The following is a 16,504-nucleotide window of genomic DNA, read 5'->3' on the forward strand; positions in this document are numbered from 1 at the left end:
GCACGATACTTCAAAAGGAGTGAAGTGGTTCATCTCAAGGGTTGGGCTGCGGGGGACAAGAGATGCGGCGTCACGAAAGAGCCAAATCCATAAAGCTGGCGCGAGCGATCGGTATCGCTGTGGCGCTGATGCTGCCCTCCCATGCCGTTTACGCGGCCAGTTGCTCTGCGCTGAAATCCGAATTGCGCAAGCTGGAATCGTCCGGCGGCAACCAGTCGGCAGCATCGCGCAAATGGTCGAAAGCAAAGAGACAGCAGGAAAAGGCGATCGCCGCGGCTTCGCGCGATGCCAGGCACTTTGGCTGCGCGCAAAACCGCACGGCGAAATGCAAGGACCTCAACAGCAAGCTCAAACGGATGAACTCCAATCTTGCCGCCATCGAGCGTCAACTCAAGCGATCAGGTGGCGGTGGCTCGGCCAAGAACACGAAACGGATCCGGCAGGTGCGCGCGTCGCTCGACAGGCAAGGCTGCAACGCACCGGCGAGAGACCGGCAGGCAAGGTCGCAAGACAACTCCGATCAGCCAAAGGTGAAATCGTTCTTTTCCCGGCTCTTCAACGCGGGCCCGCAGGTGGAACAAACCGCTGCCCGAACCGGTGACAGGGAAATCGCGACCGTCAGGAGAGAAAGACGCTCCGACGTGTCGCGCCAAAGACTGCCGTCAGGCGGCGTTTTCAGGACGCTTTGCGTGCGCACCTGCGACGGCTATTTCTTCCCGGTGAGCTTTTCGACCGACAAAAGCCAGTTCGTGAACGACGCGGCCCGCTGCACCGAGATCTGCCCGGCGGCTCCGACCGAGCTTTACGTCTACCGGAACCCGGGCGGAGACCAGTCGCAGATGATGTCGCTCGCCGGCATCCCCTATGCCGAACAGCCTTTTGCCTTCCGGTACAAATCCGAATTCGTGGAGGGATGCAGCTGCCGACTGACGGGAAAATCGAAATCGAGATCCGCATGGTCCGAGGTCAGCGTCTCGTCCGGCGGGCGCCTGTTCTTTTCCGATATCAGTTCTGGCCTTCCAAACCGCGCGCTTCAACCAAGTCAGGGCGATACGTTTGAAGAGGCGGACAAGGCTCCGGCAATCCTTTCCAGGCTGCCACTGAACCCGTCGCAGTTGCCCAGATACGAGGATCCCGGCACTCTGCTCAATCTTGAGAAGGGCTTTGACGTCACCATGGTTGCCGCGTTCATGTCAAAGGACAAACCGGCATCAAACGGAGTGGCGACGCAGCGCGAACAGTCTGCAGAAGGCGATTTCCCGCTGCTGTCGCTGCGTAAGCAGAAAGAAGAAGAAGAGATCGAAGCCGTCTCTGTTTCCCCTGTCTTCAAGTCGGACGATCAGGGTTTCCGCCCGATACCGGAAACCTCGGCGCCTGTCAGGGTAGTCGGTCCAGACTATTTTGTCGCCCAATAAGAGCCAGCATCAGCTTCATGTCGGGACCGTGGTCCATGCCGGTCAGGGCGCGCCGCAATGGCATGAACAGTCCGCGCCCCTTCCTGCCTGTCTCCGCCTTCAAGGCCGCCGTCCACGCACCCCAGGTGTCTTCGGTCACATCGCCTTCGGGAAACAGTTCCCTGGCCCGCGCAATGAAATCACGATCCTCGTCGTCGACATGCGCTGTGACAGGTCCCGTCACAACCTGCCAGTAAAGCGTTGCGTCTCCGACGGTTTCACAATTGCCGCGCACCGCTTCCCAGAACCCGGCACCGCCACCAACACCCATTCCGGTCAGGCGATCCTTCACCGCCTCGAAGGGCAGATCGTGGACCAATCGGGCATTGAGGTTCTTGAGTTCTTCGGGATCGAACTTGGCCGACGACCTGGACACGCTGGAAAGGTCGAATTTCTCGACAAGCGCATTCATGTCCGGAAGCGGTTCGACCGCCTGGCTCGTACCCGTCAAAACGGCCAAAGAGGCGACCGACATCGGCTCCAGCCCGGCCTCCCTCAAGGACCCGATAGACAGCGCGCCCTTGCGCTTTGAAAGCCCCTCGCCGTCGCGCGTGGTGAGCAGGTTGTGATGACCGAATATCGGCGCACTGGCTCCCAGCGCTTCGAAAATGGCGATCTGGACGCCCGTGTTCGCGACATGGTCTTCGCCGCGGATCACGTGCGTCACACCCATGTCGATGTCATCGACGATCGACGGCAACGTGTAGAGATAGGTCCCATCCGCACGGATCAGCACCGGATCGGACAGCGATGCCAGGTCGACAGACTGGCTGCCCCGGCAAAGGTCATCCCAGGTGACGTCGGTCCTGCTTGTTTCAAAAGGGTCACCATCATGGTTCGGCAGCACGAAGCGCCAGTGGGGCTTGCGGCCTTCCGCTTCGAACGCGGCCCGCTCATCCGCTGTCTGCTTCAGTCCGGCACGATCATAGACCGGGGGTCTGCCCAGCGCGCGCTGTCGCGAACGGCGGCGTTCAAGTTCGTCCGGTGTTTCGTAACAGGGATAAAGAAGCCCGGCATCTTTCAGCTTCTGCGCTGCCGCATCATAACTCGGCACCCGTTCCGACTGGCGTTCAATCACGTCCGGTTCAATGCCCAGCCAGCGCAGATCCTTTTCAATGGACTCCGCATATTCGGCCTTCGACCGCTCAAGGTCGGTATCATCGAAACGCAGGATAAATCGGCCCTTTTCCTTTCTGGCAAAGAGCCAGTTGAAAAGTGCAGGACGGCTGTTGCCGATGTGAATGTGGCCGGTCGGAGACGGCGCAAAACGAACAGTGACAGTCATGGCGCCTGAGTTAGCTTCTGAAACGGAGGACGGCAACCGAAAAGTGCCTTCAGTCCAAACCATCCTGCTGCGCGCGATAGGCGCGTGCCATGAGCGACAGGATCACGGCAAAGACAAGGCAATAAAGACCCATTCCCATGATCTGGACGTCCAGCGAGACGCCGATATCAATCATCCAGCCGACCATAAACGGCCCGGCAGCCGAGGCAAAAACCATGATGGAAAAGGCCATGGCGCGTATCGCTCCCATGTGACGCGTGCCATAGACTTCCGGCCAGAAGGAACCGACCAGCGTTCCATTGAAGCCGTTGCCGATCCCGACGAGACCAAGAAAGACAAAAGCCGCGATCTGCGCATGAACGTTTGCCAGGACGAAGCAGGCAACGCAGAGCGGCAGGAGCGTATAGGGCAGCAGCTTTCTTGCCGAAAACCTGTCGATCAGCGGACCGATCACCAGAGACGCCACCACCACGCCGCCAGCCATGAACAGGAAGGCGCTGACGAACACTTCCAGCGACCAGCCGCGCAATTCCACCAGATAAACCTGATGAAACAGGATCGCCGTTCCGATGAACGCCGGCGCGTTGATGCCGCAGGACACCAGCCAGAAGCGGGCATCGCGAACCACTTCTCCGCGCGTCCATTGCCTGCCCTCCACCTTGAGCGAAGCGACTTCCGCCTTTGACGGGACGCGGTCCTTCGCCAGCAGCCAGAACAGGACGGGGAGCGCGACACAGACCAGCACCAGTGCGGCGGCATACCATGCGCCGCGCCAGCCGATCACGCCGCTCAACAGGACAAAACAGAACGGGAAGATCGCCTCGGCCGTGGGAAAGCCCAGCATCGCAATTGAAACCGCCCTGCCCCGCTGCGCGGAAAACCACCGTCCCGCCGTGGTGACAGACGTATGGGTCATCATGCCCTGGCCGCACAGGCGCAGGCCGTAAAACGCCAGCGCAACCATCCACACGGCAAAGGCGTTTGCCAGAGCAATGCAGAACATGGCGAAGCTGACGACAACGACCATCGCGATCTTCTGCGCCGGAAAATGGTCGAGGCTCTTGCCGACATAGGGAAGCGTGAGCGCGCTGCCCAGGGTCGCCAGCATGTAGAGCATCCCCAGGTCGCCGTGGCTCAGACCAAACTCGGCGCGCAGGTCGCCAGCGGACAGCGAAATGAAGAACGTCTGACCGAACCCGGAAAATGTGGCGAGCAAATAACTCGCGGACAGCCAGCGCGCATTGTCGCGCAGGAAAGCAAAGTAAGACATATTCGCCAAGCCGATTGCCCGAAACGGGCTCGCAGAAGTGGAACGGCTCCGGTGAGGCCTTAGGTGCGATCCCGGAACCGGTTCGTGATGGGATAACGGCGGTCTTTTCCGAAATTCCGCTCGGTTATCTTGACACCGGGAGGTGCCTGACGCCGTTTGTATTCGGCAATATAGAGCAAATGCTCGATCCTGTGAATCAACGCCCTGTCGTGGCCACGCTTCTCGATCTCGCTGACGGACATTTCGTCTTCGACAAGGCATTCCAGAATGTCGTCGAGCACATCGTAAGGCGGCAGGGAATCCTGATCCGTCTGGTTCTCTCTCAGTTCGGCAGTCGGGACCTTGGTTATGATGTTGGACGGGATTACCTCGCCCTCCGGTCCGAGCAGACCAGGAAGCGCGTTGGCGTTCCGCCAGCCGGCAAGGTGATAGACCTGCGTCTTGTAGAGGTCCTTGATCGGATTGTAGCCACCGTTCATGTCACCGTACAAGGTGGCATAACCGACCGACATTTCCGACTTGTTGCCGGTGGTCATCACCATGTGGCCGAACTTGTTGGAAACCGCCATGAGGATCACGCCGCGCGCGCGCGATTGCAGGTTTTCCTCGGTCGTATCCTCTTGTGTTCCCTCAAACAGTCCGCTTAGAGCAGATCTGAACCCTTCCACAGGCTCGGCAATCGGGACGGTGTCATAGCGGATGCCCAGCGCGGATGCGCATTCGGCAGCGTCCGCGATGCTTTCTTCGGAAGTATATCTGTAGGGCAGCATGATCGCGTGAACCCGGTCGGCACCGAGGGCATCAACGGCCATGGCCGCGCAGATCGCGCTGTCGATCCCGCCGGAGAGACCGAGCACGACGCCGGGAAATCCGTTCTTGTTGACATAGTCACCAAGGCCCATGACGCAGGCGCGCCAGTTGGCTTCATCAAGATCGGGCAGCTTCACGACATCGCCGGTTTCGCAGATCCAGGTTTCGCCATCGCGGCGCCAGTCGCTGAAGAAAAGCGATGTCTCGAACTGCGGCATCTGGAATGCGAGGGTGCGGTCCGCCTGGAGGGCAAAGGAGCCGCCGTCAAAAACCAGCTCGTCCTGCCCGCCGACCTGGTTGCAGTAGACGAGCGGCAGTCCGGTTTCAACAACCCTCGAAACGACGATCTGAAGCCGTTCTTCCGCGCGATTGACCCAGTAGGGCGATCCGTTGGGAACCAGAAGCAGCTCCGCGCCCGTTTCCTCCAGGCACTCGCACACCTCGTCGTTCCAGATGTCCTCGCAGACCGGCAGGCCGATCCGGACACCGCGAAAGTCAACGGGTCCCGGCAATGGACCGGCGGTAAACACCCGCTTTTCGTCAAACACGCTGTAATTGGGCAGGTCGTACTTGTAGCGGACGGCACGGACTTCGCCGGCATCGAGCAGCAGAACAGCGTTGAAAACCTTGCCGTCGTCGCCCTGCCAGGGCGTTCCGATCACAAGCGCCGGACCGCCATCCGCCGTCTCCGCAGCGAGTTCTCCGGCCGCGTCCATGCATTTACGGACGAAGGCAGGTTTCAGAACCAGGTCTTCCGGCGGGTATCCCGACAGGATGAGCTCGGAAGACAGCAAGATATGCGCGCCTCCCTGCGCCGCCTGCCTTCTGGCATCGCGGACAAGTTCAGCGTTCCCTGAAACGTCCCCGAGCGTGGGATTGAGCTGCGCGACAGCCAGTCTGAAGTGATCGGAAATCATGAAACGGTTCCAGGAAAAGACATTCCTGCTGATGTAGCTGCAAGCAGGTCCCGTTGCAATCATTCAAATCGGATTGCGCGAGCGCGCGCAATCAATCGGCTGTCTAACGCTCCGGGAGAAATCAGTTTATGCGGATCGTTCGCGATCAGAGCAGTGCAAGACCGGTGTCATCTTCAGCTGCGGGATCCGGTTCAGCAATCGCTTGTTCCGGCGGCTGCTGCACATCGGCAATGTTGAGCTTACGCGTCGGTTTCTGTGAACCGAGACCCATGATCCCCTTGGAACGACCGCTAAGCTCCTGCCGTTCGAGGATTTCGCCAATGTGACGGTAGAGAATAGCCGGCGCGATCGGCTTGGCAACGAAGCCATGCACGCCGATGCTGATGGCCTCCATAATCGTCGCACGGTTGGCATGGGCGGAGATGACGAGGACAGGGATCGTGGAAATCACCGGATCCCGATCACCGCGCAGGATCCGCAAGAATTCGCTTCCGCCGAACGGGTTCATGACCCAATCCAGAAGCACAACGTCCGGCTTCCTGTCGACGACGAGTTCAAGTGCCTCCGCACCATCGCTCGCTTCGAAGATCGCGCGAATGCCAAACCCTGTCAGCACAGAACGCAGGATTGTACGCATATGCGGATTGTCATCTGCAATCAGACAGGAAATTCTGGACAAATCCCACTTCTCGCGCACCCTTGCGTCTCCTCCGGAAAACTTGCTGTTCCTCAGATATGGGGCGCGAGCGTTAAATGTGACTTACTTCAAGCGAAAATGACTGTCCAAATTACCTAAAAAAGGCGGCAAAAGCCGCCTTTTTGGTTAACACTTGGTGACCGCTTGTCAGCGGATTTTAGGCAGTTGCGGCAATCGGCGAAACCTGACGGCCATCGCGTTCCTTCTTGAGGTTTTCCGCGATCAGGAAAGCCAGCTCCAGAGCCTGATCCGCATTGAGGCGCGGGTCGCAATGGGTGTGATACCGGTCCCCGAGCTGTTCGGCGGTCAGGGCACGCGCGCCACCGGTGCATTCCGTCACATTGCGGCCAGTCATTTCGACATGAACGCCGCCTGCATGTGTTCCTTCGGCACGGTGCACTTCGAAGAAGGATTCAACTTCTTTCAGAATACGGTCGAAGGGCCGCGTCTTGTACCCGCCGGCCGTGATCGTGTTGCCGTGCATCGGGTCGCATGACCAGATCACCGACTTGCCTTCCCTCTCGACGGCGCGAACCAGCTGAGGCAGATGATCGAACACCTTGTCCGATCCGAAGCGGGCGATCAGGGTCAGACGCCCGGGCTCGTTGTCCGGGTTGAGAATGTCGATCAACTCAAGCAGGCCGTCCGGCGTGAGGGAGGGACCGCATTTCAGCCCGATCGGGTTCTTGATGCCGCGGAAGAATTCAACATGTGCATGATCCGGCTGGCGTGTTCTGTCGCCGATCCAGAGCATATGGCCGGACGTCGCGTACCATTCGCCGGAGGTTGAATCCACGCGCGTCAGGGCTTCTTCGTAGCCCAGAAGCAGAGCCTCGTGGCTGGTGAAGAAATCGGTGCCGCGCATCTGCGGAACGTTTTCCGAACTGATGCCGCACGCCCGCATGAAGGCAAGCGTCTCGGTGATGCGATCGGCCAGTTCCTTGTACCGGTGGCCCTGCGGGCTGTCGGTAATGAATCCCAGCATCCACTGATGCACCTGGTCCAAGTTCGCGAAACCGCCCTGAGCGAAGGCGCGCAGCAGGTTCAGTGTGGCCGCGGACTGCCGGTAGGCCATCGCCATGCGGCTCGGATCCGGGATCCGGCTGCCGGAGCTGAAGTTGATGTCGTTGATGATGTCGCCGCGGTAGCTTGGCAGTTCAACGTCGTTCTTGGTTTCGAAGTTTGAAGACCGCGGCTTTGCAAATTGCCCGGCGATGCGCCCGACCTTAACGACCGGCTGGCTGGCGGCGTAGGTCAGTACGACGGCCATCTGCAGGAACACGCGGAAGAAGTCGCGGATATGATCCGGGTGATGTTCGGCAAAGCTCTCGGCGCAGTCGCCGCCCTGGAGGAGGAAACCGTTGCCTGCTGCGACGTCGGCGAGCTGCTGTTTCAGCGCTCGCGCTTCCCCTGCAAAAACAAGCGGCGGATACGTCGACAGGCGCTGTTCAACATCCGCCACAGCCTCTTGATCCGGGTATTCCGGAACCTGCAAGATCGGTTTCGATCTCCAAGTCTCCGGGCTCCACTTCTCCGCCATTTTTCCTACTCCTACTGGACGCACGCATTCTCTTTCGTGGTGGCGCGCCGTCCGAGACAATTTCATTCGTATCCGTTTGCCCTGTGACAGCAAACGTGCGGCGTTATACACGCCGATCGGCGGTAATGCCACAATTCAATCAGGCAATTTTCATCAGATGCCCGGCGTCGCGGCTCTCCTGCCGCAACACGCGATAATTTGCGCCCTTGACCGGGATCATGGCGACAGCGGATCTCGCACGTCACCTTGTCCTTGCAACAAGATAGGATAGTCTCATGCCAACTCCAAGACTGGAGCACAGCCACAGGCCCGTCGATATTGCGTCCAGGCTCGCAGGGACACCGCGTGCCAGCTACCTGAGAGACTGGATTTACGGCGGCATCGACGGTGCGGTCACCACATTCGCAATCGTGGCCGGTTCGGTCGGCGCGGCACTTTCCGCCAAGACGATCCTTATTCTCGGCGTTGCCAATCTGCTGGCCGACGGCTTTTCCATGGCGGCGGCCAATTACAGCGGAACGAAGTCCGAGGAGGAAGACTACGCCCGCCTTCTGTCCATCGAGGAAAAGCACCTCGACCTCGCACCGGAGGGCGAACGCGAGGAAATCCGGCAGATTTTCCGGTCAAAAGGCTACAGCGGCAGAGACCTCGAAGAGCTAGTCCGGCTGGTGACCTCGAACAGGGCCACGTGGATCGAAACGATGATGCAGGCGGAATACGGTTTGAGTTCGACGGCCCGGTCTCCGGTGCAGGCGGCCCTTGCCACGTTCACGGCGTTTCTCGTTTGCGGCAGCCTGCCGCTCCTGCCCTTTCTTGCCGGGTCCGGCTCATCTGAAGTTCAAACCACCGTCCTGACGGCAGCCGCGTTCTTTCTCATCGGATCCATCAAGTCCCGCTGGTCCACGAAGAACTGGCTCTTGTCCGGACTGGAGACGACCGGCATCGGCCTTTGCGCCGCCGGTATCGCCTATCTTGCCGGCGCTCTGCTTCACAGTCTCATTGCCGGCTAGGCGGTGCCTAGACCTCAGCGCCGCGGCGCATCGATATAGGTCAGGTTCCGGGCGGCTGTGGCCGCATCGATTTTTTGACGAAGACCGTCCGGCAAAACGATCGCGCGTGGATAAGCCGGGTTCTGCCTGTCACGCAGCACCGGGACATGCCAACCGTCCGTGGTATCGAGAAAATGCTCGATCCCCGCCTCTCCCCAGAGACTGAAAAACCCCGCAAGGACGCAATCCAGATAGCTCTGCAGGATCGGGTGCGTTTCCGTGCCCCAGCGATTGTGTTCTTCTGCACCCACGAAGACGAACAGGTCGCCCGGCCCGTTTGCCTGCTCCGCGTCGCAGCGGAACGCATCGCCCACCGCCTCGACCTTGCGGTATCTCTTTTCCCGCTTTTCCAGATCCTTCAGCCGGGAACGGGGCTCGCGCACCATCACGCCCCTGATCTCGCTGCCCGGCTCTTCGCGCACGCTCAGGGCACAGCGCCCCTGTCCGTCCTCGCCCATGCCGCAAACGCGCCACTCCCGGACCCAGCCCGTCAGCCTCCCTGGCGTGACACGCGCATCGGCCGGGATCGTGTCGGCATTGACGAGAGAGCCATAACCAAAATATGTGATCGTCATTAGATGCAGGTCTCAGATCTGTTGATTGCCGAAAACGCCAAGCTGAAGGTCATCATGATTGTTCCATCCCTTTCCAACCAAGATGTCGCGGCGATGCGGGACGACACACCCGGTGTAGGACAGCTGATCCATTTTAACAATGCCGGCACAGGCCTCGCCCTGCGTCCCGCACTCGATGCCGTCAAGGAGCACCTTGACCTTGAAGCAACGCTCGGCGGCTATGAAGCGGCAAGTGCGAACAGCGCCGGGATGGACGCGTTTTACACCAGTCTTGCTGCCCTGATCGGCAGCAAACCGCACGAAATTGCCTATATCGAAAACGCCACCCGCGCCTGGGACATGGCTTTTTACGGTATCGATTTTCGCGAGGGTGACCGGATCATTACCGGCCGCGCGGAATATGTGTCCAACTATGTCGCCTTTCTGCAGATGAAAAAGCGCAAGAATATCGAGATCGATCTGATCGAGGACGATGCAAACGGCCAGATCGACCTTGCGGCGCTCAAAGCCGCAATCACGCCAAAGACGCGGCTGGTCGCCCTGACACATATTCCGACCTTCTCCGGGCTGATCAATCCGGCAGAAGACGTCGGTGAAATCGCCCGTTCCGCAAAGCTTCTCTATCTTCTGGATGCCTGCCAGTCGGCGGGTCAGATCCCTCTGAATATCGGCGAAATCGGCTGCCACATGCTGTCTGGAACCGGACGCAAATATCTTCGCGGACCGCGGGGCACGGGTTTTCTTTATGTCAGTGACGATGTGCTGGACCAGATTGAGCCACCTTTCATCGACCTTCAGTCGGCGAACTGGCTGGACGACAACAGCTATGAACTGGTCCCTCATGCCATGCGTTTCGAAACCTGGGAAAGATATGTCGCCGGCCAGATCGGGCTTGGCGTTGCCGTCGGTTATGCCATCGGATACGGCATGGAGCGTATCGGCAACCGGATCTGTGCCCTTGGAGCGCAACTGCGTACCGAACTGTCGGCGGTCAAAGGCGTGACGCTTCACGACAAGGGCGCCCGCAAGGGCGGGATCGTCACCTTCACTGTGGACGGCGAAACGCCGGCCCAGACCCAGGCGCGCCTGTCTTCGGCGCAGATCAACGTCTCGGTCAGCAAGGGAACATCCGCGCAGATAGACCTTCCTCACAGAGGACTTGATTCTGTCGTCCGGGCCTCCGTCCATGCGTTCAATACGGAAGAAGAGATAGAACGCTTCGTTAAGGTACTTGGCAATATGGCCTGAGTTTCCGCTGAAAATCCGAGGTCTAGAAGCTGACGTTAAGTTCCCTCTGCTATCCAGACAGATGGATTGAGGAGGGAAATTGCTTTGTTTTGGCGCAAACTGGATACCGGTTCAGCCGGAGACGCAGCTACTGCGAGGTCCGCGACCGGGCGCCAGATCAAGCTATGGATCTACGGCCTGGCGGCGCTTCTGATCACCCTGTCCACCGCATCACTTACATTCATTGCCCATCTTGCCTGGGTCGAAGCGGACCGGCGGTCTCTCGACAGCGAAAAACTGCGATTTTCCCTCAACCTCGACAACTACACGCAGATGATCGCAATTGACCAGTTCGATCTGGCCCAATGGGACGAGACCTTCTCTGCGCTCCAGCCGCCCCTCGATCGCGAATTCATTGAGGAGCAGCTTGTGCTCGATCTGTGGGAAACGTTCGATCTGGAAAGAACCTTCGTGGTTGCACCGGACGGTACACTGATCGCGCAAGCTGTTGAGGACAACACGCGGTTTCCGGCAACTGACACCATGGCCGCTCCGGTTGTGCGCGCTTTGGCCGAACATACGCGGGAAACCTTCAACGCCCGAAAACGGCAGTCAAATTCCGCCTTCGCCGACTGGTACCTGCCCCAGTCGGTTCTGCTGGATGCTGCCAACTCGGAGTTTGCGATCGTTGACGGGCAGCCCGCCCTTCTTGTCGCAGTCCCGGTTCTGCCCGACTACGGCGATGTCGATGTACGCGGCGACTACCCTGCCGTTCTCGTAAATGCTGTCTATGTCGATGACATCATGGTCTCCGAACTGAACGAAAACCTCAATTTCAGTGATCTCCGCTTTGCCCTGGGAGAGCCGGAGCGCGCGCATCCGACAAATCACCTGATCAAGGCGGCAGACGGTTCTGTAATCGGATTTTTCCGCTGGGATCAGGAAAGACCCGGGCACCAGATCTGGCTTATGGCGTTACCGCTTATCCTCTTGATGACCGTGATCATCTCGACCGTCGCCTTTGCCGCTGCCGCAAAAATCAGCCGCCTGTCGTCGCAACTCGAAGAGAGCGAGCGCAAGAACCATCATTTCGCGAACCACGATACACTCACCGGATTGCCGAACCGGCATCACTTCTCCGACAGGCTGGCCTATTCGATCGACAGTCTTCCGGACAAGGGATTTGCGTTGTTCGCCTGTGACCTCGACCGGTTCAAACCGATCAACGACACCTATGGCCACGAGGCAGGCGACAGGGTCCTGTGCTGCGTTGCAGACCGGTTCAAACGCCAGTTCAGCGAAGATTCGGTTGTCTGCCGGATCGGAGGCGATGAATTCATCGTTCTGGTGACGACATATGAAAGCGCGAACGAGCTTGAGGAAATTGCGGAGAGCCTGCGCAAAACCATGTCGGTCCCAATCGAAATCGGCGGCGGAAACAGCGTCCAGATCGGCGTCAGCGTCGGCATCGCGACCGCACCGGAGTGCGGATTGAATGACAAGGACCTGATACGGCTTGCGGACCTGGCGCTTTACCGTGCGAAGGAGAACGGCCGCAACACGGTCGAGTTCGCGTCGCCGCCCTACCTGAATGCCGACACGCATTCCAAAGCAAGTTAATCTGCTGTTTATCTTCGAAGATTCAGAAAAAACGGCTGAAAACGTGCACTCGGGCTCTCAACATTGAAAAAATCTGGATGCTTGCCGAAGCTGGCCACAATAGCTCAAGAACAATTTATCTCTTTTACAAATGTTCGCACGCGATATTAATCAATTTGGTCTTTAGTCGGCTGTCGAAACTCTATTGAAATCTAAACCAGATGTAGCAGACCAAGAGACCGCAACTTGAGCGAATTCCGCCGACGATATTCCGACAAGGCCCCCAAGCTCGCCAGGCAGCATATATCGCGCCTTGCGTTTGTTCTGGCCGGCCTGCTGATCGCGGTCACGTCGGTTTCCCTGCTTTTTGTCGGTTTTGTCGCGACCCGGGCCTCGACACAACAGACCATTGCCAACGAAGAGCGCCTGTTCCGCAGTGTCGTCGCCGACCAGCAGATAACGCTTGTCCGGGAACAGATCGGTGTCGCCTCGTCGGATGTTTCCGTCAACAGGCTGGTCAAAACCTTTGATCCCGCCTTTGCTCGGGAGACCTTCGATACGCTTTGGACGAACTACCGGCACGACAAGGTGATCCTCATTTCCGGCAGCCGGCAGGTCATGGCGGAATCCTTTCAGGATTACACGCATATCGTCACACGCCCGCTTGCCGAAACGCCCGAGCTTGAATCAATCGTCGATGAACTGACGACGAAATACATGCTCAATCGTGTCCGCGTTCCCGGCGGGTTCGGTCACCGCTCGCTGCAGGATCTCGACGCCTCTGCCTTTGCGATGACAGGGTTCGTGCGGATCGACGGGAAACCGGCCCTTTACGGTGCCATGCCTGTCATTCCCGACCGCTACGAGGCAACGCTGCCGGATGGAGCGCCCATGATCCTGCTGTCCGCGCTCTTCATTGACGATCCCCTGCTGAAGAAACTGAATGCACAGCCCGCCTTTCGGTCCTTCACCTTCGCAGAAACCATTCCTTCCCCGCTCGAAGGACCGTCACACCTGATTTCGGATCTTTCCCAATCGCCGATCGGCGTGTTCAGGTGGAAGAGCGAATCCGCAACCGCATCGATCTGGCCGACGATCATTCCGGTGATCGCAATCCTGAGCGTCGCGCTCGGTGTGCTCGCTTTCGGCATCGCCTGGAGGATCGGACGCCTGACGACGTCGCTGCAGGCCAGCGAACAGCAAAACCGCTATCTTGCCCTGCACGACACACTATCGGGTCTCGGCAACAGGCTGTTGTTCAACAGGGTCCTCGCCTCGTCCGCCAAGGAACTTCCGGACAAGCGCTTTGCCGTGCTGCACTGCGACCTCGACAGATTCAAGGCCGTGAACGACACGTTCGGTCATGCGGCGGGTGATACCGTGATCAAAACCATCGCGGAGCGGTTGAAAGCCGGTGTCGGGCGACAGGGTCTCGTTTGCCGGATCGGCGGCGATGAATTCATGATCATCTACCGGAACGATACGGCACGCGCACAGCTCAAAGCCCTGTGTGACACGCTAATTGCCTCGGCCCAGGAACCGGTGCCACTCGCAGAGGGGAAGCAGACTGCCGTTGGCCTCAGCATCGGCATTGCCAGAGCCCCGGAAGACGGCAGCGACCCGGAAGAGCTCGTCGGCCTTTCCGATGCAGCGCTCTATCATTCAAAAGCGCTCGGCCGGTGCCGTTTTTCCTTCTTTGCCGAAACCCCGGCCGCAGAGGGCGCCTGGACAGCTGAATTCACCGGTGATCAAACGGCTCGTCCGGAAGAGAAGAAGAAGGCGCACGGTTAGCAGCGTGCAAGTGGCGCAACGCAGCCGATGGGCCGGGTATTCTCACCCGTTGTGCAACGTGTTCAACCGGCAAACATCAAGACTGGCCGGACCCGTTTCCAGGTCCGGCTTCCCGTTTCATGAAAGCGTATGCTAGCCGCGCAGCTGTTCGCTCGGCTCGCGCATGGTCACGAGTTCCTCGGCCGCTGTCGGATGGACGGCAATCGTCCGGTCGAAATCGGCTTTCGTTGCCCCCATCTGCAAGGTCACACCAAGGATCTGAGCCAATTCGCCGGCATCAGGACCAACGACATGCACACCCAGAACCTTTTGCGTGTCAGCATCGACAATCATTTTCATGAGCATCTTTTCGTCGCGTCCGGACAAGGTGTGTTTCATCGGACGGAAGCTGGACTTGTAGATGTCCAGGTTGGGCGTGCGCTCCAGTGCCTCATCCTGGGTCAGACCGACCGTGCCCATTTCCGGCTGGGAGAAGACCGCCGTGGCAATCAGGCTGTGATCGACCGTCCAGGGCTTGTCGCCGAAGACCGTGTCGGCAAAGGCATGTCCCTCGCGGATCGCAACCGGGGTGAGGTTCGCCCTGTTGGTCACGTCGCCGACCGCATAGATCGACGGAACGTTCGTCTGCGAGTCCGCACTTACCTTGATCGCTCCAATCCGGTCCATCTCGACGCCGGCCTTTTCCAGACCGAGATCCTTCGTGTGCGGATTGCGCCCGATCGCGAACATGATCTTGTCGACCGAAAGCGCCTTGCCGCCCTTGGTGTGTCCGACAACACCGCCGTCGTCACGCTTTTCGATGCTGGAGAACGTGTCGCCCAGAATGACCTTGATCCCCTTCTTCTCCATTTCCTGGCGAACCGAGGTTCTGAGGTCCATGTCGAAGCCGCGCAGGATTTCCTCACCGCGGTAGATCAGGGTGGTATCGACACCCAGGCCATTGAAAATGCCGGCGAATTCCACGGCAATATAGCCGCCTCCGGCCACCACGATGCTGTCGGGCAGCTCCGTCATGTGGAACGCTTCGTTGGAGGTGATCACGTGTTCCATGCCGGGAACAGAATTGTCGACATTCGGCGAAGCCCCAACCGCAATCAGAATATACTTTGCGGTCAGCGTCTGGCCGGTGGACAGGAGTCGAACCGTGTGCGGATCCTCGATCACGGCGCGGCTGTCATGCGCTTCCACGTTGGTGCGTTCAAGATTTCGGCGATACAGTCCTTCAAGACGCGTAATCTCCTGGTCTTTCGCCGCGATGAGCTTGTCCCAGGAAAAGCTGCGTTCGCCGACCGACCATCCAAAACCCTCTGCGTCCTCGAATTCCTCGGAGAACTTGGAGGCATAGACAAACAGCTTCTTCGGCACGCATCCCCGGATGACGCAGGTTCCGCCATACCTGTATTCCTCGGCGATCCCGACCCTCGCACCATGCGTCGCGGCAATGCGCGCAGCGCGCACGCCGCCTGATCCACCGCCAATTACAAAAAGATCATAGTCGTAGTCGGTCATCGTCGCCTCTTATTGCCTTCGCCTGCTTTCCGATCCTGGAGAGTTCCAAGCCCGCCCCAGATAGGCGCTACGGAACTCCATGCAAGGCACGCACCTGAAATGCGCATGGCCCAGCACTTCCAAAACGGCGTTCGTCCAACGAATTAGGCCGCTTTCGCGGCCCGTTCGCCGGTTTCAGGGACCAGCTTCACTTCTTCGTGCGAGTGCCGTGACACGCGGCAATCACTGCGCCTGGGTTCGTTTCTGAAGTTCCTGCTGAACGATCGTCACCATTTCGGTGGATGTCTTGTCCTGCCATTCCCGTGCCGCACCGACCGAAAGCTGCGTGACGCGTGGCAGCGTCTTGGTCAGTTTCTGTCCAAGATCGGTCTGATAGAACTCGGCCAGGCCATTGAGTTCTTCTTCGGTGAAATTGGTTGCCCAGGCTTGGTAGACGAGCGTGTTCAACTCTCCGCGCGTTGGTGCAAGCTGCAAGGCAACTTCCTGAACCACCTCAATGATTTCCTCGGCGCGCGTCGGCTCTGCCTGGATGAAGGCTGTCCGCGTCTGCTCTGCAAGAATAGGCAGAATTTCGTCGAACGGTTCCAGCACTTTCGTCACTTCGGCAACACGCTTTGCCGCTTCCATGTGGCTCTCCGAAATCGCGTCCTGAGCAACGGAAGCGCCGGCAAACAAAGCTGTTGCTGTCATTACGGCGCCAATAACAGCGGCCCGCGGCAAAGCTCTCGCAAGTGTCATACTTCTACTCCTACGTGGCTGTCCGAGTTCCTAACCGGACACC

13 protein-coding genes are annotated in these 16,504 nt (G+C 59.0%); 5 read left to right on the top strand and 8 right to left on the bottom strand.

The features are described from left to right. Positions 1–62: 62 nt before the first annotated feature. Positions 63–1,415, top strand: a complete 1,353-nt coding sequence (locus RBB49_RS22290) for a DUF2865 domain-containing protein (protein ID WP_306145106.1) — start codon at positions 63–65, stop codon at positions 1,413–1,415. On the opposite strand, the gene gltX is transcribed toward RBB49_RS22290, so the two are convergent. The 5 genes from gltX to RBB49_RS22315 form a co-directional block, all read right to left on the bottom strand. After that, positions 1,378–2,739 (bottom strand): glutamate--tRNA ligase, encoded by a 1,362-nt coding sequence (gene gltX, locus RBB49_RS22295; RefSeq protein ID WP_306145107.1) that lies wholly within the window; start codon positions 2,737–2,739, stop codon positions 1,378–1,380. The genes RBB49_RS22290 and gltX overlap by 38 nt on opposite strands. A gap of 49 nt (positions 2,740–2,788) precedes the next feature. Then, complete coding sequence (locus RBB49_RS22300) at positions 2,789–4,009, bottom strand: MFS transporter (RefSeq protein WP_306145108.1); 1,221 nt, start codon at positions 4,007–4,009, stop codon at positions 2,789–2,791. Positions 4,010–4,068: 59 nt separating this feature from the next. After that, complete coding sequence (locus tag RBB49_RS22305) at positions 4,069–5,736, bottom strand: NAD+ synthase (RefSeq protein ID WP_306145109.1); 1,668 nt, start codon at positions 5,734–5,736, stop codon at positions 4,069–4,071. A 145-nt stretch (positions 5,737–5,881) separates the two neighbouring features. After that, positions 5,882–6,433 (bottom strand): response regulator, encoded by a 552-nt coding sequence (locus RBB49_RS22310; RefSeq protein WP_306145110.1) that lies wholly within the window; start codon positions 6,431–6,433, stop codon positions 5,882–5,884. Positions 6,434–6,590: 157 nt separating this feature from the next. Then, positions 6,591–7,973 carry a class II 3-deoxy-7-phosphoheptulonate synthase gene (locus RBB49_RS22315; RefSeq protein WP_306145111.1) on the bottom strand — a complete coding sequence of 461 codons (1,383 nt, stop codon included), beginning with the start codon at positions 7,971–7,973 and terminating at the stop codon, positions 6,591–6,593. A gap of 275 nt (positions 7,974–8,248) precedes the next feature. Between RBB49_RS22315 and RBB49_RS22320 the strand changes: the two genes are divergently transcribed. Next, the gene (locus tag RBB49_RS22320; RefSeq protein ID WP_306145112.1) at positions 8,249–8,983 is read left to right on the top strand and encodes a VIT1/CCC1 transporter family protein; all 735 of its coding nucleotides are present in this window, start codon (positions 8,249–8,251) and stop codon (positions 8,981–8,983) included. A gap of 14 nt (positions 8,984–8,997) precedes the next feature. Here the strand turns inward: RBB49_RS22320 and RBB49_RS22325 are convergent, their stop codons facing one another. Further along, positions 8,998–9,597 (bottom strand): gamma-glutamylcyclotransferase family protein, encoded by a 600-nt coding sequence (locus RBB49_RS22325; RefSeq protein ID WP_306145113.1) that lies wholly within the window; start codon positions 9,595–9,597, stop codon positions 8,998–9,000. 3 nt (positions 9,598–9,600) lie between these two features. Here RBB49_RS22325 and RBB49_RS22330 point away from each other — a divergent pair, with 3 nt between their 5' ends. From RBB49_RS22330 to RBB49_RS22340, 3 genes are all read left to right on the top strand, one after another. Then, positions 9,601–10,845: an aminotransferase class V-fold PLP-dependent enzyme gene (locus RBB49_RS22330; RefSeq protein WP_306145114.1), complete on the top strand. Its 1,245-nt coding sequence runs from the start codon at positions 9,601–9,603 to the stop codon at positions 10,843–10,845. Between the two features lie 84 nt (positions 10,846–10,929). After that, positions 10,930–12,444 carry a diguanylate cyclase gene (locus RBB49_RS22335; protein ID WP_306145115.1) on the top strand — a complete coding sequence of 505 codons (1,515 nt, stop codon included), beginning with the start codon at positions 10,930–10,932 and terminating at the stop codon, positions 12,442–12,444. Between the two features lie 225 nt (positions 12,445–12,669). After that, positions 12,670–14,214, top strand: a complete 1,545-nt coding sequence (locus RBB49_RS22340; RefSeq protein WP_306145116.1) for a diguanylate cyclase — start codon at positions 12,670–12,672, stop codon at positions 14,212–14,214. Between the two features lie 132 nt (positions 14,215–14,346). On the opposite strand, the gene gor is transcribed toward RBB49_RS22340, so the two are convergent. Both gor and RBB49_RS22350 read right to left on the bottom strand, forming a co-directional pair. Continuing rightward, complete coding sequence (gene gor, locus RBB49_RS22345) at positions 14,347–15,723, bottom strand: glutathione-disulfide reductase (RefSeq protein WP_306145117.1); 1,377 nt, start codon at positions 15,721–15,723, stop codon at positions 14,347–14,349. A 222-nt stretch (positions 15,724–15,945) separates the two neighbouring features. After that, positions 15,946–16,413 (bottom strand): DUF2059 domain-containing protein, encoded by a 468-nt coding sequence (locus RBB49_RS22350; protein WP_306145118.1) that lies wholly within the window; start codon positions 16,411–16,413, stop codon positions 15,946–15,948. Positions 16,414–16,504: the final 91 nt, after the last annotated feature.

Source organism: Roseibium sp. MMSF_3412, from assembly GCF_030733265.1.
Lineage (GTDB): Bacteria > Pseudomonadota > Alphaproteobacteria > Rhizobiales > Stappiaceae > Roseibium.